We start from the raw sequence: 16,889 nt of genomic DNA, 5'->3' as shown, positions 1-16,889 counted from the left end.
GGACGCCTGCCATGACCCGCGCTACCGACCGTGCCCTGAGTACTGCCGAGATGCATGCCTTCGGCGAGGAACTCGACGCGATCCGCGACCGTGTGATCGGCAGCCTCGGCGCCTCCGATACCCGCTACATCCGCCGCGTGGCTGCCGCCGTGCGCTGGTTCGGCGTGGGTGGCCGTGGCCTGCTGTTCCTGGCGGCGTTCTCGCCGCTGTTCTGGATGCCGCTGCTGTGGCCGGCCGCGATCACCGGCACGCTGCTGCTGGCTCTGTCGAAGATCCTGGAGAACATGGAGCTGGGCCACAACGTGATGCACGGCCAGTTCGACTGGACCGGTGACCCCAAGCTCAACGGCAATACCTATGAGTGGGACATCGTGGCCACCGCCGACAACTGGCGCAAGACCCACAATTTCCGCCACCACACCTACACCAACGTGCGTGGCATGGACGATGACATCGGTTATGGCCTGCTGCGCATCTTCCCGGAGCAGCGCTGGAAGCCGTTCTACCTGCTGCAGCCGATCATCGCGCCGATCTTCGCACTGCTGTTCCAGTGGGGCGTGGCCGCGCAGGACCTGCGCCTGGGCCGCTGGTTCAAGGGCCGCATGAGCGCCCGTGCGATGTGGCTGCAGACGCGACCGGTGGCGCGCAAGATGCTGCGCCAGGTGCTGAAGGACTACGTTTTCTTCCCGCTGCTGGCGGGCCCGTTCTTCCTCACCGTGATGCTGGGCAACCTGGTGGCCAACGGCCTGCGCAACATCTGGACCTACGTGATCATCTTCTGCGGCCACTTCACCGCCGAATCGGAGACCTTCCCGAAGGAATGCCTGCGCAATGAGTCGCGCGGGCACTGGTACCTTCGCCAGCTGCGCGGTTCGTCCAACATCAGCGGTGGCTTCCTGATCAACGTGCTGTCCGGCAACCTCAGCCATCAGATCGAGCACCACTTCTACCCGGACCTGCCAGCCAACCGCTACGCGGCCATCGCCAAGGAAGTGAAGGACATCTGCCGCCGCTACGGCCAGCACTACAACAACGGCTCGCTGCCGCGCCAGTTCGGCCAGGTGGTCTGGCGCATCCTGCGCCACGCGTTCCCGAGCAAGCCGCGCCGCCTGCCGATGGCCGACATCATGTCGGCACCGGCACCGGCACCGGCATCGGCCAACGCGGGCTGATCGGCTCAGCCCGCGTTCGCCAGGTCCGCCTGCTCGCGGTCCAGGCGTCGCAGGAACACCTGCATTTCCCTGCGTGCCTGCTGGTCGCCCTTGCTGCCGGCCACGCTCAGCCCCCGTTGCCACGCTTCGCGCGCCGCCTGCGGCTGGCCACTGGCCAGCCACGCCTTGCCGAGCAGCTTCCACGCCGCCGAGTACTGCGAATCAAGCACCACGCAGCGACCCAGATGGGTGGCCGCGCGCACCGGGTTGCCGGCATCCAGCCAGCCCTTGCCCAGGCCGAAGCGCAGCAGCGCGCCGTCCTTGCCGGCGGCGAGCATGCATTCCAATGCTTCGATGTCCATCAGCGGACCTCCACCATCAGTTCGGTCGGTCCCGGCTGGAAGCGGCCACGATGGAACAGCAGTGGAGCACCGCCGTTCTCGTGCACGTCAATGATGCGGCCGGCCAGCAGCAGGTGATCGCCCACCGGCCACTGTGCGTGGCGGGTACAGGTCAGATGCGCCACCGCACCGGCGATGCGGGGTGGGGCGTCGTCGTCGTCATCCAGCAATGCCAGGCCGTCGAAGCGGTTACGTACCTTTGGATCGGCGAAGCGCCGGGCCAGTGCTTCCTGGTCGGCCGCCAGCACGCTGATCGCAAAGCGGCGGGCACGCTGGAAGGTGGACAGGCTCTGTGCATGCAACGCCAGGTTCCACAGCACCAGGGGCGGTTGCAGCGAGACCGGTACGAACGAATTGATGGTCAGGCCGATGGGCTTGCCCTGCGCATCGCGCGTGCAGACGATGGCCACGCCGGTCGGAAAGTGACCGAGCAGCCGCCGCAGGGCGCGCGGCGGCATCTCGACCGACGGCACCGGGGCCGGGGCGGGGAACACCCCCGCCCGCGGCCCGGCGTACGGCAGTGTCTCGCCGCTCATGAGGCCCTGGCCTGGCGGTAGCGCCGGCCGACCTCGGCCCAGTTGATGATGTTGAAGAACGCGCCGATGTAGTCCGGGCGACGGTTCTGGTAGTGCAGGTAATAGGCGTGTTCCCAGACGTCCAGTGCGAGGATCGGGGTGTTGCCGGACAGGCCGACGGCTGCACCCATCAGCGGGCTGTCCTGGTTGGCGCTGCTTTCGACCTGCAGGCGGCCATCGCGATCGCTGGTCAGCCAGGCCCAGCCGCTGCCGAAGCGGGTCTGCGCGGCCTTGCTGAAGGCGTCCTTGAAGGCAGCGAAGCCACCAAGATCACGGTCGATGGCCGCGGCCAGTTCCTCATCGGGTGCACCACCGTGGGCGCTGAGTACGGTCCAGAACAGGCTGTGGTTGGCGTGGCCACCGCCGTTGTTGCGGACCGCGCCACGCTGCGGCTCGGGCACGGCGTCGAGGTTGGCGATCAGCACGTCGACCGGCTGCTCGGCGATGCCGGCCTGCTCGATGGCGGCATTGAGGTTGTTGACGTAGGTCTGGTGGTGCTTGCCGTGATGGATCTCCATCGCGCGCGCATCGAAATGTGGCTCAAGGGCGTCGTAGGCGTAGGGGAGCGGGGGAAGCGAGTACGACATCGAAACAATCTCCATGGGAAAGGCCAGGGGCTGGCCGCGCGGAGATCGTTATCGCACCTCAACAATGGTTGAGGTCAAGAGCAGAAGCGATGAACATCGAGGCGTGATAGTGCCGGCCGCTGGCCGGCAACCCGACTCACCCCGATTGCCGGCCAGCGGCCGGCACTACCTTTCACTACTTCAACTCAGCCAATCCCTGCATCCGCCGTCGGCCTGATCGCCGCATGCCTGCTGCATCCGCTGCTGCAACCGTGCCAGCGTCTCCGTGCCCTGGTGCTTGCCGCTCCAGGCCTTCAACTGCCCGGCCAGGCGCTCGAAGCGCTGGCGGGTGCGCTGGTGATAGCCCGATGGCTGCGCCTCCAGTTCGGCGATCAGCGAGGCGGTGGCCTGCTCGATGCGCGGTGCGTCGTCCGGTGCCAGCTTCAGCAACCCTTCCACATACAGCACGCCCCACTGCACGCGGGTGGCCGGGCCCTGTGCACCGTCGTAGGCGCGCTTCAACCACTCCAGCGCACCGGCGGTATCGCCGCGCTGTTCGGCCAGTTCGGCCAGTTCGGGCATGTAGTAGTACGGCTGCTCGCTGCGCTTCAGCTCGGCCAGCAACAGCGCCTCGGCGCCCGCGTCGTCGCCGACCTGGCGCAATGCGTACGCCGCGCTGCTGATGGTCGCCTGGCGTGCGTGCGCATCGGTGGCGGCCGCATCGGCAGCGGCCACCCGCTGCTTGACCCGCTCAACCAGCGCCGCGGGCAGTGCGCCCTTCGGCTGCTGCTGGCGGGCCAGCGATACTTCTGTCAGTGCGCGCGATAATGCGTCGTCGGCGCGGTCGCCGCGTTCGGCATCAGCGCGCTCCAGCGCGACCAGCAGCTGCTGCCCCAGCGTGTTGCTGGTGGCCGGGCCGGCGCTGGCCTGCTTGACCAGCGTCGCGCCCGCGTAGCCCAGCAGTTCGCGGTTACGACGGACTTCGGCAGGTTGCGCCAGCACGGCCTGCAGCAGCTCACGCACCTCGGTGGGCGAGCTGGCAGGCGTGTCGGCGGTAGCCAGCGCCAGCAGGGCGAAGCGGCGTTGCAGTGCCGCGTCGGGCGCGGCCTTGGACAGCTGGCGCAGCACGTCCTGGCTCTTGCGCTCGCCGGCCAGGCGCTTGGCGTCGACTTCCCAGCCGTAGTCGCCCAGCACCTGCCAGTCTTCGGCGGCCAGCTTGTCCGGCGTGGCCAGTGCCGTTGCCAGGGTGGCGGCGATGGCGCTGCGGCGCCCGGCCGCGACGGTCAGCGCACGGGTCAATTCGGCCGCGTCGTTGCCGCCGGCCACGCGGGTCAGTTCATTGCGCTGTGGGTCCAGCACGATCAGGGTCGGATAGCCGCGCACCCCGAAGCGTTCGCCCCAGGCCTGCGCACCTTCCTCGTCGCCATCCAGGTAGACCGGCACGAACTTGCCGGTCAACGCGATGAACGCCGGGTCCTTGAACAGGCCGGCCTTGAGCTGGTTGCACGGCGGGCACCAGACCGCGCCCCAGTACAGCAGCACCGGCTTGCCGCTGTCGGCGGCCTCGGCGAAGGCATCGTCCACATCGCCCTGGCGCCAGGCGATGGCGGACGCCGGCGCGGGCGCGGGCGCCTCGGCGGAGCTGGCGGTGGACACCGGGGCCGGGGTGCAGGCGCTCAGCGCCGAAGCCAGCAGCAACACGGAAAGCGCGACGCGCATCGGCGGCATCTCGAAGGGGGGACAGGCCATTGTAGGAATGGCCGGGGAGTGTGCTGATTCAGTTTGCTTATATCGGCCGTGCAGCGGGGCATGACACCCGCTGCCCTCAGGCGGCTGCCCGCACCATCTGCTGGTACACCAACCCGTTGAACTCGCCGACATCACCGTCCAGCTCGAAGCCATAGCGCAGGTAGGTAGGCACTGCGTTGAGCGAGGCGCGCACGGTCAGCAGCGGGGTGCGCAGGTGCGGCAGCACGGCTTCGAACAGGGCATGGCCGATGCCCTGGCCCTGGCAGCCGGGATCGACGAACAGCATCGCCAGGTGGCGGCCTTCCTTCAGCTCGACCACGCCGACGATGCGGTCGTCCTGCTCGGCCACCAGGATGTGGTTGTCGCCCTGCAGGCGTGCAGCGAACGCGTCGGCGGCGGCGACACTGCCGAAGGTGGCGATGCCGGCCGCGCTGAGCGAAGGCGCGACGGCCGCAGTGAATGCGGCCAGGCATACCGCGCTGATCGCGGGCAGGTCATCAATGTGGGCGGGGCGGATCCTCGGCATGCAGCGTTCTTCCTGTGGTGCGTGGCGTGTCATCGTCGCCCGGTGCCTGCACGCTAAGCTGGTCGCATGAGTGAATTCAATGCCGCCTACGCTTCGTTGTTTCCGCAACAGGGATTGAGCCTGGGCCTGATGACGCCCGTTGCGGCGCATGGGCTGGCCGATCCGGGCGCGGCGCGGCGCATTGCGCGGCTGGCCGACGATCTTGGTTTCGCCGCGTTGTGGACGCGCGATGTGCCGCTGATGGTGCCTCAGGGACCAGACGCGACAGCAAGTGCGCTGGACGACCCGTTCCTGTGGCTGGGCATGCTGGCGGCCGCGACCGGGCGCATCGTGGTCGGTACCGCCGCGATCGTGCTGCCGTTGCGCCAGCCGTTGCAGGTGGCGAAGTCTGCACTGAGCCTGGACCGGATCAGCGACGGGCGCTTCGTGCTGGGCCTGGGTTCGGGTGACCGCCCGGAGGAGTTCGCCGCGTTCGGCGAGGACCTGGAGGGCAGGGCGGCGACGTTCCGTGATCGTTGGTCGTTGCTGCGCGCGGCGCTGTCACCGGAGGCCGATGAGCGGACCGCCGTACTGCAGGCCACGGGTGGCTACGACGTGCTGCCCGCGCCGGCCACGCGCATCCCGATGCTGGTGGTGGGCACGGCGCGGCAGAGCCTGCAGTGGATCGCGCGCGAAGCCGAGGGCTGGGCCACCTATCACCGCGAGGAAGCTGCGCAGGAGGGGCGGATCGGCCTGTGGCAGCAGGCGCTGGTGCAGCACGGTGGGCCAGCCAAGCCGTTCGTGCAGTCGATGCTGCTGGACCTGCAGGCGGATCCGCAGGCGCCGGCCGAGCCGCTGCCGCTGGGCCTGAAGGTCGGCCGCGATGGCCTGCGTGACTATCTGCTGCGCGTGCATGCGCAGGGCGTTGCGCACGTGATGTTCAATCTGGTCGACAACGGGCGGTCGATGGACGCGGTGCTGCGCGAGATCGGGGAGCAGGTGCTGCCGCATATGCTCCGGTAGGTGTCCACCTTGGTGGAGACGCTCGCACCGCTGCGCTCGCCGGTGTGCTGGATGTTCGCATCTGCGTATCATTTGCATTTGATACCCCGCTGCCGGAGCCCCGTGTGACCCAACGTTCCCCCATGCACCCGACTGGACGCCTGTTCGCGGCGGTCGCCTTCATCGAGGCCGTGACCTGGGCCGGCCTGCTCATCGGCATGTGGATGAAATACGGCCCGATCGCCAACGTGGCGCTGGTGAAGCTGTTCGGCCCGCTGCACGGCGTGGCCTTCCTGGTCTATGTGGCGGTGACGCTGTTCGCGACGCTGCGTCTGCGCTGGCCGTGGTGGGCCAGTGCGTTGGCGCTGCTGGCAGCCATCCCGCCGCTGGTGACGCTGCCGCTGGAGTGGTGGTTCAAGCGCCGTGGCCTGCTGGACCTACGCTCCGGCCACTGAAGCCCGCGTTGCACGCCCGTTCAAGAGAATGGGTATCAAATGCAAATACGAGCCGTTATCATTTAAGGGTGGCATCCGGACCTGAGCAGGGCCGGTGCCGGGCGGGGCGCAGGTGCGCCCGGCGATCCCTTCCTGTTACGGCTGGTGTTCCATGCACGCACGTCCCGTCGTTCCCGGCTTGCCGGCGCTGGTAGTGGCTGCCCTGATCGGCACCATGGCGATGATGTCCTTCGTCGCCGTGATCGGTCCGGTGGTCCGCCTACTCGGCTTGTCCGAGTGGCATGCCGGACTGTCGGTCACCGCCGCGGGCGTGTTGTGGATGCTGGCCGCGCGCCCCTGGGGCCAGCTCAGCGACCGCATCGGCCGCAAGCGCGTGCTGACACTGGCGATGAGCGCCTACACCGTGGTCTACATCGCGCTGGCGGTGTTCATCGATGTTGCCCTGCAGGCGGTGCCGCCGGTACTGGTATCGGTGCTGGTGCTGGTCGGTGCGCGAGGCCTGATCGGCCTGTTCTACGCGGCGGTGCCGCCTACCGCAGCGGCACTGATTGCCGACAAGGCACCGACCGGCCAGCGTGCGAAATTCCTCGCCCGCCTGGGCAGCGCCAATGCACTGGGCATGGTGCTCGGCCCGGCTGCCGCGGGCTGGTTGGCCTACACCAACTTGGCGCTGGCGCTGTATGTGGCCGCGCTGCTGCCGTTGCTGGCACTGGCATTGCTGGCCTGGCGGCTGCCAGCGACGCCGCCGGTGGTAGGTGCTTCCCTGCAGCGCCGCGCGCCGATGAGCCGCCTCGACCCGCGCCTGCGCCTGCCGCAGCTGGCGGCGTTCATCGCCATGGTCTCGGTCACCATCGCGCAGGTCACCGTCGGCTTCTTTGCGATTGATCGGCTGGGACTGGATGCGGCTGCGGGCGCACGCATGGCCGGCATTGCACTTACCGCCGTTGGCGTCGGCCTGATCCTGGCGCAGGCGCTGGTGATGAAGCTGGAGGTTCACCCACGCCGCTGGATCGTCCTCGGCGCGCTGATTTCCGGCATTGGCTTTGCCTCGGTGGCGGGCGTGCAGCAGGGCTGGCAGTTGCCGGCGGCGTACGCGCTGGCCGCGTTCGGCATGGGCTTCGTGTTCCCCTCGTTCCAGGCGCTGGCCGCCGACGCGGTGGAAGCGCATGAGCAGGGCGCTGCGGCAGGCACGGTCGCTGCCGCGCAGGGGCTGGGCATGGTGGCCGGGCCGATGCTCGGCACGCTGTTGTATCGCGGCGGGCCCAGCCTGCCATATCTGCTGGTCGGCGCGTTGCTGCTGTTGCTGTGCGCGCTGGCTGCAGTGCATCGGATGAAGGAGACCCCATGAACGATTCCCTGATCCAGGGCACGTGGCCGGAGGCTGCGCCCGCGCCGCAGGAAGGCACCGACGACGCGTCGCTGTTCCTGCTGCAGCACGCCGGCCAGCACGTGCACGCACGCGGTTGCCGCGCCACGCTGCCGGCCGGTGCACTGGCGACGCTCGCAGAGCGCGTTTCGGCCTTCTTCGCGCAGCAGCGTGGCGGCCCGGGCCTGCTGGTCGGCGCGGTGCCATTCGAACCGCGTGCCGACGACGCGCTGTACCAGCCCGAGCGCCTGCTGCCAGCCCTGCCGTTGCCGCCGCAGGCCGCGCCGGCGCTGGAGCGTGCCCTGCAGGCCGAGCCCGCGCCCGAGGCGTACGCGGCGTCGGTGGCGGCTGCGGTGCAGGTACTGCGCGCGCCCGGACTGGACCTGCAGAAGGTGGTGCTGGCGCGCAGCCTGCTGGCACGCACGCGGCAGTCACTTTCCCCCGAGGTGCTGCTGGCACGCCTGGGCGCGGATCCTTCGGTGGCGACCTACGCGGTGCCGTTGCCGGTGGCGCCGGGGCAGGCGCCCGCCTGGCTGGTGGGCGCGACGCCGGAACTGCTGCTGCGCAAGCGTGGCGCCGAGCTGTTGTCGCACCCGCTGGCGGGCTCCGCGCGGCGCAGCATCGATGCCGCCGAGGACGAGCGGGCCGCGCAGGCGTTGCTGGCCTCGACCAAGGACCACGACGAGCACCGCCATGTGGTCGAGGCCATCGTCGACGGCCTGGCGCCGTACTGCAGCCACATCGATGCGCAGCCGCGCCCAGCGCTGCATGCCACCGCCAGCATGTGGCATCTGGGTACCCGCATCCATGCCACCCTGAAGGATCCGCAGACATCGGCGGCCGCGCTGCTGGCGCAGCTGCATCCCACGCCGGCCGTCTGCGGTACGCCGCGATTGGCGGCGCTGCAGCGCATCGGCGAACTGGAACCGGTACCGCGCGGCTTCTATGCCGGCGCCGTGGGCTGGTTGGACGCGCAGGGTGACGGCGACTGGTACGTGGCGATCCGCTGCGCGCGCCTGCAGGGCACGCAGCTGCGCCTGTTTGCCGGCGCTGGCATCGTCGCTGAGTCGCAACCCGAGGCCGAGGTGGCCGAAACCGCAGCGAAGTTCGCTGCCCTGTTGAACGCGCTGGGTGTCCATGCATCCGCGCCCACCAACGAGCCTGCCGCATGAATAGCTCCGCTGACTTTTCCCGCCTGCCACTGCAGCAGGTGTGGCCCGACGCGCTGGTGGCGCGCTATCGCGAAGCCGGTCACTGGCGTGGCGAGACGTTCCCGGCGTTCCTGCGCGAACGTGCAGAACGCTATGCCGACGACATCGCGGTGGTCGCCGGTGATGTTCGCCTGAGCTACGCGCAGCTGTGGCACGAGGCCGGGCGCATCGGTGCCGGCCTGCTCGCGCTCGGCCTGCAGCCTGGCGAACGGGTGCTGGTGCAGCTGGGCAACACCGCAGGCTTCATCACCACGGTCTGCGGCCTGTTCCGGGCCGGCCTGGTGCCGGTGTACGCGCTGCCGGCGCACCGCATCACCGAGCTGGCGCACTTCGCCAACAAGGCCGAAGCCAGTGCCTACATCACCACAGCACTGCACGATGGCTTCGATCATCGCGGGCTGGCGCGGGCACTACAGGCCGAGGTCCCGGCAGTGCGCCATGTGGTGATCGACGGCGATGCGGCGGAGTTCTTCGGGCTGGAGGCGCTGCAGGGTGACCGCAGCCAGCTGCCGCCCGACCCGGACCCGCAGTCGGTGGCGTTCCTGCAGATTTCCGGTGGTAGTACCGGGCTGTCCAAGCTGATTCCGCGTACCCACGACGACTACATCTACTCGTTCCGTGCCAGCAATGACCTCTGCGGCATCAACCGCGACAGCGTCTATCTGGTCGCGCTGCCGGCCGCGCACAATTTCCCGATGAGCTCGCCCGGCTTCTTCGGCGCGCTGTATGCCGGCGCCCGCGTGGTGCTCAGTCCCGGCTCCGGTCCGGATGCGGCCTTCCCGTTGATCGCCCGCGAGAAAGTGACCTGCTGTGGGCTGGTGCCGCCGCTGGCGTTGCTGTGGGCACAGGCCGCCGCCAGCAGCAGGCATGACCTGTCCAGTCTGCAGGTACTGCAGGTAGGCGGGGCCAAACTGGTCCCGGAAGCCGCACGCCGGGTGATCGACGGCCTTGGCTGCACGCTGCAGCAGGTGTTCGGCATGGCCGAAGGGCTGGTCAACTACACGCGGCTGGATGATCCGGAAGAACTGATCGTGGCCTGCCAGGGCCGGCCGATCAGCCCGGATGACGAAGTGCGCGTGGTCGATGACCATGACCAGCCGGTGGCCGAAGGCGAGGTGGGGCATCTGCTCACCCGTGGCCCGTACACCATCCGTGGCTACCACAACGATGTGGTGGCCAATGCCCGCTCGTTCACCGACGACGGCTTCTATCGCACCGGCGACCGCGTGCAGCAGCTGCCCGGGGGCTACCTGGTGGTGCAGGGCCGCGCTGGTGACCACATCAACCGCGCGGGCGAGAAGATCTCCGCCGAAGAGATCGAAGACCACCTGTTGGCCCACCCCGGCGTGTTCGACGCCGCCGTGGTCTCCATTCCCGATGAGTACCTGGGCGAGCGCAGCTGTGCCTTCGTGATTCCGCAGGGCGAGCCATTCAAGGCGCCGGCGCTGAAGGCGTGGATGCGCGGGCGCGGTCTGGCTGCGTTCAAGGTGCCCGACCAGATCGTGTTCGTCGACAGTTTCAATACCACGGCGGTCGGCAAGATCAGCCGCCGCGAACTGCGCGCGCAACTGCGTGCGCGTCATCTGCAACAGACAGGAGGAACGCGCTGATGGCGCTGCCCCGTATCACCGACTATCCCTTGCCGACCGCCGCCGAACTACCGCAGGCGCGTGGCCCGTGGCGCCCGCAGCGCGATCGTGTGGCTTTGCTGGTGCACGACATGCAACGCTACTTCCTGGCGGCATTCGACGCCGGCAGCACGCCCTTGCGGCCGGCGGTGGACAACATCGTGCGCGTGCTGGCGCACTGCCGCGCGCAGGGCATTCCGGTGTTCTACACCGCCCAGCATGGCGACCAGGACCGGCGTGACCGTGGCCTGCAGGCCGACCTGTGGGGACCGGGCATGCGTCGCAGCGCCGATCATGAGCCGATCATCGAGGCGCTGGCGCCACAGCCGGGCGAGCATGTGCTGGTCAAGCATCGCTATAGCGCCTTCCAGCGCAGCAACCTGGAGACGCTGATGCGGGTACGTGGGCGTGACCAGCTGCTGGTGACCGGCGTGTACGCCCATATCGGCTGTACCGCGACCGTGGTCGAGGCCTTCCAGCGTGACATCGAGGCCTTCATCGCCGCCGATGCGGTGGCGGACTTCTCGCGCGCCGACCACGATCAGGCGCTGCACTGGATCGCGCGCACCTGCGGTGTGCCGATGACCACCGATCAGCTGCTGGAGGTGCTGTGATGACGGCCACCAGTGAGGTGCTGGATCTGGAGCGGATGCGCGCCGACGTCGCGCGCGTGCTGGAGTGCACGCCGGCCGAGATCGGTGACGACGACAACCTGATCGACCTGGACCTCGACTCGATGCGCATGCTCGGCCTGGTCCTGGCCTGGGGCAACACCGGCCTGCCGCTGGAATTCTCGCAGTTGGCCGAGCACACCACGCTGCGCCAGTGGTGGGGCGTGGTGCAGCACCTGCAGGCCGCGCAGCACGCATGAACGCCGTCGCGCTGGCCACGCCGGTGGCGCTGACCGAGGCCCAGGCCGGACTGTGGTTCGCACAGCGGCTGGCACCGGGCAATCCGTCGTTCAATACCGCGCACGCGGTGTGGATCGACGGCCCGCTCGACGTGGCCGCATTCGTTGCAGCGGCAGACCAGGCTGCCGTCGAGGCCCAGGCCTTCGCGCTGCGCTTTGCCGAGGGCGCCGATGGCCAGCCGCTGCAGTGGCATGATCCGGCACACGTGCCGTTGCTTTCGGTGCGCGATGTGTCCACCGAGGCGGATCCCGCCGCTGCGGCACGCAACCTGATGCACGCCGACCGGCTGAGCCCGGTCGATCCCACCCGGGACCGGATCAGCCAGCAGGTACTGTTCGATCTGGGTGGCCTGCGCTGGGTCTGGTACCTGCGCGTGCATCATCTGGCGGCCGATGGTTACGGCATGGCGCTGTTTACTGATCAGGTGTGCGCGCTGTATGCCGGTCGTACCGGTGAGTCACTGCCGGGGCTGGCGGGCGTGCTGGCCGATGATGCCGCGTATCGTGCCGACCCACGCCGCGCGCAGGCCGGACAGTGGTGGCGTGCGCACATGCAGGGCGCACCGGCAGGCGTAGGCCTGGCCGGCACGCTCGCGGCCAGTGACGACGCGCTGCGCTGGGTGCAGCCGCTCGATGCGGCCTTCCGTGAGCCGTTGCTGCAGGCGTCGGCACGTTGGCTGCAGCCCTGGCCGGATGTGCTGGCCGCGCTGGCGGCCGAGTACCTGCGGCGGATGAGCGCTGCCGATGAAGTGGTACTGGGCGTGCCCTACATGGGGCGGCTCGGCAACGCGTCGGCGCGGGTGCCGGCGATGGTGATGAATGTCTTGCCGCTGCGCGTAGCGGCCGGCGAGGGCAGCGTCGAGGCCTTCACCCGCGGCCTGGGCCGGCAGCTCAACCAGGGTCGCAAGCACGGCCGTTACCGCGGTGAGCAGCTGCGCCGGGACCTGGGCCTGGTCGGCGCGCAGCAGCGCCTGCACGGTCCGTTGGTGAATGTGCAGCCGTTCTACAAGCCGCTGGCGCTGACCGGCGTGCAGGCGACGCTGGAGGTGCTGTGCACCGGGCCGGTGGATGATCTGACACTTGGTTTCCGTGGCGATGGTCAGCACCTTCTCGATCTGGAGATCGAGGCCAATCCCGCGCTGTACAGTCGTGAGGATGTCGAGGCGCACGCGGCGCGGCTGCTGCATTTCCTGTCGGCGGCATTGCAGGCTGACGATATCGCCGCCGTGCCCCTGGCGACCCCCGCGGAGGCGCAGCAGGTGCTGCACGGTTTCAATGCCACCGCGCACGCGCTGCCGGAGACCACCCTGGTCGAGCTGCTGCAACAGGGCATGGACCGCGACCCGCACGCGCCTGCGCTGGTGTTCGGCGATACGACGCTGGATTACGCGACGCTGGAAGCGCGCAGTTTCGCGCTGGCGGCACAGCTGCGGGCAATGGATGTCGGCCCGGGCAGCGTAGTGGCGGTGGCATTGCCGCGCTCGCTGGAGCTGGTGATCGCGCTGGTCGCGGTGCTGCGCGCAGGCGCGGCCTATCTTCCGCTGGACCTTGCCCATCCCGATGAGCGGCTGGCACGTATTCTTGCGTCGGCACAGCCGGGATGTGTACTGGCTGCGGCGGACGTAGCGACGCGCGTGGCCGGCGTGCCAGTGCTTGCGCCGGAGCAGTGGACGGCGCTGAGCTTCGCCGCGCCGTGGGCCGATCCGGCGCCCAGCGATGCGGCCTATGTGATCTACACCTCCGGTTCGACCGGCGAGCCCAAGGGCGTGGTCGTCGAACATCGCGCGATCGTCAACCGCCTGCTGTGGATGCGCGAGCACTACGGCATCGGCGCCGATGACCGCGTGCTGCAGAAGACCCCGGCGACCTTCGATGTCTCGGTCTGGGAGTTCTTCCTGCCGTTGCTGTGCGGTGCCACGCTGGTGGTTGCCGGGTCCGATGCGCACCGCGATCCCACTGAACTGGCACGCTTGATCCGTGGCCATGGCATCACCACAGCGCATTTCGTGCCGTCGATGCTCGACGCTTTCCTCGCTGCGCCCGCTTCGGAAGGGCTGCAGTTGCGCCGGGTATTCACCAGTGGCGAAGCGCTGGACGCTGCGTTGCGCGACCGCTTCCATGCGCGCGTGCACGCTGAACTGCACAACCTGTATGGCCCGACCGAGGCCGCAGTGGATGTCAGCTACTGGCCGGCGTCGGCGCAGGATCGCTCGCGGCCGGTGCCGATCGGGTTCCCGGTCTGGAACACCCGCCTTTACGTGCTGGACGCCCGGATGCAGCCGGTGCCGGTCGGTGTGGCCGGCGACCTGTACCTGGGCGGCGTGCAGTTGGCACGCGGCTATCTTGGTCGCGACGATCTGACCGCCGAGCGCTTCCTTGAAGATCCTTTCCTGGCGGGCGAGCGCATCTACCGCACCGGCGACGTCGCGCGCTGGCGCCACGATGGCGCGGTCGAGTACCTGGGCCGCAGCGACCACCAGGTGAAGCTGCGTGGCCTGCGCATCGAGCTGGGCGAGATCGAGGCGGCACTGCGCGAACTGCCGGGCATGGAGCGGGTAGAAGTGCTGCTGCGCCAGGATGCGCCCGGCGACGCGCGCCTGGTGGCCTATGTGCCCGTGGCCCTTGCCGACGCGGTAGTGCTGCGCAGCCACTTGGCCACGCGCGTGCCGGATTACATGGTGCCCTCGGCGTTTGTCGGCGTGGATCACTGGCCGGTGACCGCCAACGGCAAGCTCGACCGCAACGCGTTGCCGAAGCCCCCGCAGCATGAAGTCGCTGGACTGGCACCACGCACACCGTTGGAACAGGAACTGGCGTTGCTGTTTGCCCAGGCACTGGGGCGTGAAGCGCCGGTGGCGGTGGATGCGGATTTCTTCAGTCTCGGCGGTGACTCGCTGTCGGCGGTGCACCTGCTGCTGGCGATCGAGCAGCGCTGGCGCTGTGATCTGGGCCTGGGTGCCTTGTTTGCCCAGCCCACCGTGGCCGCGCTGGCGGTTCGTATTGCCGAGCCGCCCGCGCTGGCCGATCACGCGCTGGGGCCGGTGATCGCGCTGGCCGCAACCGACGCTGCCGGTCCCACGCCGCTGTTCGTGTTGCACCCGGCCGGTGGCATCGCCTGGAACTACCGCACCCTGGCCCGGGCACTGCAACCGGCACGCCCGGTGTATGGCCTGCAGTCGCCGGCACTGGACGCGCGGCTGCCGCTGCCGAGCAGCATCGAGGCGATGGCCAACGACTACGTACAGCGCGTGATCGCACTGCAGCCGAAGGGAGCGGTGCATCTGCTGGGCTGGTCGGTGGGCGGCATCCTCGCCCAGGCGATGGCGGTGCGACTGCATGAGATCGGGCGCGAGGTTGGCGAGCTGGTGCTGCTGGACGCCTATCCCAGCGAGTGCTGGCGGGCCGAGCCGGAACTGGATGCCATCGCCGCACTGCGGGCACTGCTCGCGATCGCCGGCCACGATCCGGATGCGCATCCGGAACTGGACAGCCGTGAACGCATCCTCGCGTTCCTGCGACGCGGCGGTAGTGCACTGGGCAGCCTGCCGGATGTGGTGCTCGATGGCGTGGTGCGCGCGGTGACCGGTACCAATCGGCTGATCCGCGAACACATCCACCAACCGTTCGACGGCACGCTGGTGCACGTCCGCGCGGGCCGGGATCACCAGGCGCGGCCACAGCTGCAGTCGGCGCTGTGGCGGACCCACGCACGCAAGGTGCATGCGCTGGAACTGCCGTTCCTGCATGCCGAGCTGACCGGCCGCGACGCGGTGGCGCAGCTGGCACCGTGGTTGTCGGCGCGGTTGCGCCACTGGGACGAGCAACAGGAGATCGCAACATGCAGTTGACCGGTTTTGAAGGTCGCGTGGCACTGGTGACCGGTGCCGCCGGGGGCATCGGTGAGGCACTGGTACGGCTGTTGGTCGAGGCCGGTTGCATCGTGGTGGCGACTGATCGCGAGGCGCCGCGCGTGGCCGATAGCCGGGTGACGTCGCTCGCACTTGATGTAACCAACAGCGCCGCAGTGGACGCCTTGGTGGATCAGGTCGAGTCCAGCATCGGGCCGATCATGCTGGCCGCCAGCGTGGCCGGCGTGCTGCACGTGGGCCGCGTCGCCGAGACCGGCGACGCCGACTGGCGCCGGGTGTTCGCGGTCAACGCCGATGGCGTGTTTCACGTAGGGCGTGCCTTGGCGCGGGTGATGTCGCCGCGCCGGCGGGGCGCGATCGTTACCGTCAGCTCGAATGCAGCCGGCGTGCCGCGGCACGGCATGGCCGCCTATGCGGCATCCAAGGCCGCCGCCACCATGTTCACCCGCTGCCTCGGGCTGGAGCTGGCGCCGCTGGGCATCCGCTGCAACATCGTCGCCCCGGGCTCGACGTTGACCCCGATGCAGACCGGCATGTGGCAGGACGAGCACGGTGCCGAGCGGGTGATCGCCGGCAGCCTGGAGACCTACAAGGCCGGCATCCCACTGCGCAAACTCGCCACCCCGGAGGATATCGCCCATTCGGTGATGTTCCTGATCTCCGAGCAAGCCGGGCACGTGGCGATGAGCGATCTGTACGTGGACGGCGGCGCCACCCTGCGCGGCTGAGGTCCGGTAGTGCCGGCCGCTGGCCGGCAACCTCATTCAACTTCAGACATCTCCCAACCCCCATTGAGGCTTGGCCTGACAGCCAACGCCCAATGATCAACCCACCATGGCGCATGAGCAGCCATCGCCTCCGCCTGGGCCGTCACTCGATCATCGGCCAGGCCTATGTCCTGACAACCACGACCCACCAGCGCCGCCGGCTCTTTGAAAGCGAAGCTGCAGCAGCATGTGTAGTCGACCAGTTCCATTACATCGAACAGCGCGGGCTCGTACGGTCACACGCATGGGTCGTCATGCCGGATCACGTCCACTGGATGTTTGAGCTGCGTGCAGCTCACCTTCCAGACGTCGCGCGCCGGATGAAATCGTCGAGTGCACTTGCCCTGAATCGCCTGGCGGGCCATCGAAGTACGGTGTGGCAGCCCGGCTACTTCGATCATGCAGTGAGGACCGAAGAGTCGCTGGCGCGGCAGGCGCTGTACATCCTGGGTAATCCGGTGCGCTCCGGTCTTGCCGGGCAGATTGGCGAGTATCCGTATGCGTGGTCGGCCTGGATGTGATGCCGGCCAGCGGCCGGCACTACCACAGCAGAACCGAAGCGCCGCGCAGAGTCCGTTCCGGCGCGCAGAGCACCCGCGATGGTAGTGCCGGCCGCTGGCCGGCAACCGCATGACCCGCGCAGAGATGCGTGATGCCGGCCAGCGGCCGGCACTACCAATCAATGTTCGGCACCGACATTCGCTGTTCAGCACCGCGTGCGCGCTTCGGCCGTG

The 16,889-nt window shown here is 68.9% G+C and carries 16 protein-coding genes; 11 read left to right on the top strand and 5 right to left on the bottom strand.

Annotated elements, in window-relative coordinates; all coding sequences use genetic code 11:
* Window positions 1-11 precede the first annotated feature (11 nt).
* On the top strand, window positions 12-1,172 hold the full coding sequence (locus tag AC5P9C_RS19740; RefSeq protein ID WP_053462996.1) for a fatty acid desaturase family protein: 1,161 nt from the start codon (window positions 12-14) through the stop codon (window positions 1,170-1,172).
* Between the two features lie 5 nt (window positions 1,173-1,177).
* Here the strand turns inward: AC5P9C_RS19740 and AC5P9C_RS19735 are convergent, their stop codons facing one another.
* From AC5P9C_RS19735 to AC5P9C_RS19715, 5 genes are all read right to left on the bottom strand, one after another.
* Complete coding sequence (locus AC5P9C_RS19735; RefSeq protein ID WP_064238713.1) at window positions 1,178-1,513, bottom strand: tetratricopeptide repeat protein; 336 nt, start codon at window positions 1,511-1,513, stop codon at window positions 1,178-1,180.
* Entirely contained in the window at window positions 1,513-2,088 is a 576-nt protein-coding gene (locus AC5P9C_RS19730; protein WP_343541312.1) for a flavin reductase family protein, read from the bottom strand. Before AC5P9C_RS19730 ends, AC5P9C_RS19735 begins: the two co-directional genes overlap by 1 nt.
* Window positions 2,085-2,714 (bottom strand): superoxide dismutase, encoded by a 630-nt coding sequence (locus AC5P9C_RS19725; RefSeq protein ID WP_343541313.1) that lies wholly within the window; start codon window positions 2,712-2,714, stop codon window positions 2,085-2,087. The genes AC5P9C_RS19730 and AC5P9C_RS19725 overlap by 4 nt, the downstream gene beginning before the upstream one ends.
* Window positions 2,715-2,894: 180 nt before the next feature.
* Window positions 2,895-4,421: a thioredoxin family protein gene (locus AC5P9C_RS19720; protein ID WP_343541315.1), complete on the bottom strand. Its 1,527-nt coding sequence runs from the start codon at window positions 4,419-4,421 to the stop codon at window positions 2,895-2,897.
* Window positions 4,422-4,518: 97 nt separating this feature from the next.
* Window positions 4,519-4,968, bottom strand: a complete 450-nt coding sequence (locus AC5P9C_RS19715) for a GNAT family N-acetyltransferase (protein ID WP_164082300.1) — start codon at window positions 4,966-4,968, stop codon at window positions 4,519-4,521.
* A gap of 66 nt (window positions 4,969-5,034) precedes the next feature.
* On the opposite strand from AC5P9C_RS19715, the gene AC5P9C_RS19710 reads away from it, so the two are divergent.
* From AC5P9C_RS19710 to AC5P9C_RS19665, 10 genes are all read left to right on the top strand, one after another.
* Entirely contained in the window at window positions 5,035-5,970 is a 936-nt protein-coding gene (locus AC5P9C_RS19710; protein WP_343542044.1) for a TIGR03571 family LLM class oxidoreductase, read from the top strand.
* 122 nt (window positions 5,971-6,092) lie between these two features.
* Entirely contained in the window at window positions 6,093-6,404 is a 312-nt protein-coding gene (locus AC5P9C_RS19705; protein WP_343542046.1) for a DUF3817 domain-containing protein, read from the top strand.
* A 151-nt stretch (window positions 6,405-6,555) separates the two neighbouring features.
* Window positions 6,556-7,752 carry an MFS transporter gene (locus tag AC5P9C_RS19700; protein ID WP_343542047.1) on the top strand — a complete coding sequence of 399 codons (1,197 nt, stop codon included), beginning with the start codon at window positions 6,556-6,558 and terminating at the stop codon, window positions 7,750-7,752.
* The gene (locus tag AC5P9C_RS19695; protein ID WP_164688919.1) at window positions 7,749-8,942 is read left to right on the top strand and encodes an isochorismate synthase; all 1,194 of its coding nucleotides are present in this window, start codon (window positions 7,749-7,751) and stop codon (window positions 8,940-8,942) included. The genes AC5P9C_RS19700 and AC5P9C_RS19695 overlap by 4 nt, the downstream gene beginning before the upstream one ends.
* Window positions 8,939-10,591 (top strand): (2,3-dihydroxybenzoyl)adenylate synthase, encoded by a 1,653-nt coding sequence (locus tag AC5P9C_RS19690; protein WP_343542048.1) that lies wholly within the window; start codon window positions 8,939-8,941, stop codon window positions 10,589-10,591. Before AC5P9C_RS19695 ends, AC5P9C_RS19690 begins: the two co-directional genes overlap by 4 nt.
* Entirely contained in the window at window positions 10,591-11,223 is a 633-nt protein-coding gene (locus tag AC5P9C_RS19685; protein ID WP_343542049.1) for an isochorismatase family protein, read from the top strand. Before AC5P9C_RS19690 ends, AC5P9C_RS19685 begins: the two co-directional genes overlap by 1 nt.
* Window positions 11,223-11,480 (top strand): phosphopantetheine-binding protein, encoded by a 258-nt coding sequence (locus tag AC5P9C_RS19680; RefSeq protein WP_343542050.1) that lies wholly within the window; start codon window positions 11,223-11,225, stop codon window positions 11,478-11,480. The genes AC5P9C_RS19685 and AC5P9C_RS19680 overlap by 1 nt, the downstream gene beginning before the upstream one ends.
* On the top strand, window positions 11,477-15,367 hold the full coding sequence (locus tag AC5P9C_RS19675) for an enterobactin synthase subunit F (RefSeq protein ID WP_495205249.1): 3,891 nt from the start codon (window positions 11,477-11,479) through the stop codon (window positions 15,365-15,367). The genes AC5P9C_RS19680 and AC5P9C_RS19675 overlap by 4 nt, the downstream gene beginning before the upstream one ends.
* Window positions 15,358-16,116, top strand: a complete 759-nt coding sequence (locus tag AC5P9C_RS19670) for a 2,3-dihydro-2,3-dihydroxybenzoate dehydrogenase (RefSeq protein ID WP_414615021.1) — start codon at window positions 15,358-15,360, stop codon at window positions 16,114-16,116. Before AC5P9C_RS19675 ends, AC5P9C_RS19670 begins: the two co-directional genes overlap by 10 nt.
* A 113-nt stretch (window positions 16,117-16,229) precedes the next feature.
* Window positions 16,230-16,676, top strand: coding sequence for an REP-associated tyrosine transposase (locus AC5P9C_RS19665; RefSeq protein ID WP_343543239.1), 447 nt, complete (start codon window positions 16,230-16,232; stop codon window positions 16,674-16,676).
* The last annotated feature ends 213 nt before the right edge of the window (window positions 16,677-16,889 follow it).

The sequence above is a fragment of the Stenotrophomonas sp. YJH_SMC_10 genome (assembly GCF_059371555.1).
This window is presented reverse-complemented; position numbering and strand designations above follow the sequence as displayed.

Excerpts from the sequence above, each read along its gene's own strand:
- AC5P9C_RS19740 (WP_053462996.1), top strand. The coding sequence starts at position 12 with ATGACCCGCGCTACCGACCGTGCCCTGAGTACTGCCGAGATGCATGCC.
- AC5P9C_RS19735 (WP_064238713.1), bottom strand. The coding sequence starts at position 1,513 with ATGGACATCGAAGCATTGGAATGCATGCTCGCCGCCGGCAAGGACGGC.
- AC5P9C_RS19730 (WP_343541312.1), bottom strand. The coding sequence starts at position 2,088 with ATGAGCGGCGAGACACTGCCGTACGCCGGGCCGCGGGCGGGGGTGTTC.
- AC5P9C_RS19725 (WP_343541313.1), bottom strand. The coding sequence starts at position 2,714 with ATGTCGTACTCGCTTCCCCCGCTCCCCTACGCCTACGACGCCCTTGAG.
- AC5P9C_RS19720 (WP_343541315.1), bottom strand. The coding sequence starts at position 4,421 with ATGCCGCCGATGCGCGTCGCGCTTTCCGTGTTGCTGCTGGCTTCGGCG.
- AC5P9C_RS19715 (WP_164082300.1), bottom strand. The coding sequence starts at position 4,968 with ATGCCGAGGATCCGCCCCGCCCACATTGATGACCTGCCCGCGATCAGC.
- AC5P9C_RS19710 (WP_343542044.1), top strand. The coding sequence starts at position 5,035 with ATGAGTGAATTCAATGCCGCCTACGCTTCGTTGTTTCCGCAACAGGGA.
- AC5P9C_RS19705 (WP_343542046.1), top strand. The coding sequence starts at position 6,093 with ATGCACCCGACTGGACGCCTGTTCGCGGCGGTCGCCTTCATCGAGGCC.
- AC5P9C_RS19700 (WP_343542047.1), top strand. The coding sequence starts at position 6,556 with ATGCACGCACGTCCCGTCGTTCCCGGCTTGCCGGCGCTGGTAGTGGCT.
- AC5P9C_RS19695 (WP_164688919.1), top strand. The coding sequence starts at position 7,749 with ATGAACGATTCCCTGATCCAGGGCACGTGGCCGGAGGCTGCGCCCGCG.
- AC5P9C_RS19690 (WP_343542048.1), top strand. The coding sequence starts at position 8,939 with ATGAATAGCTCCGCTGACTTTTCCCGCCTGCCACTGCAGCAGGTGTGG.
- AC5P9C_RS19685 (WP_343542049.1), top strand. The coding sequence starts at position 10,591 with ATGGCGCTGCCCCGTATCACCGACTATCCCTTGCCGACCGCCGCCGAA.
- AC5P9C_RS19680 (WP_343542050.1), top strand. The coding sequence starts at position 11,223 with ATGACGGCCACCAGTGAGGTGCTGGATCTGGAGCGGATGCGCGCCGAC.
- AC5P9C_RS19675 (WP_495205249.1), top strand. The coding sequence starts at position 11,477 with ATGAACGCCGTCGCGCTGGCCACGCCGGTGGCGCTGACCGAGGCCCAG.
- AC5P9C_RS19670 (WP_414615021.1), top strand. The coding sequence starts at position 15,358 with ATGCAGTTGACCGGTTTTGAAGGTCGCGTGGCACTGGTGACCGGTGCC.
- AC5P9C_RS19665 (WP_343543239.1), top strand. The coding sequence starts at position 16,230 with ATGAGCAGCCATCGCCTCCGCCTGGGCCGTCACTCGATCATCGGCCAG.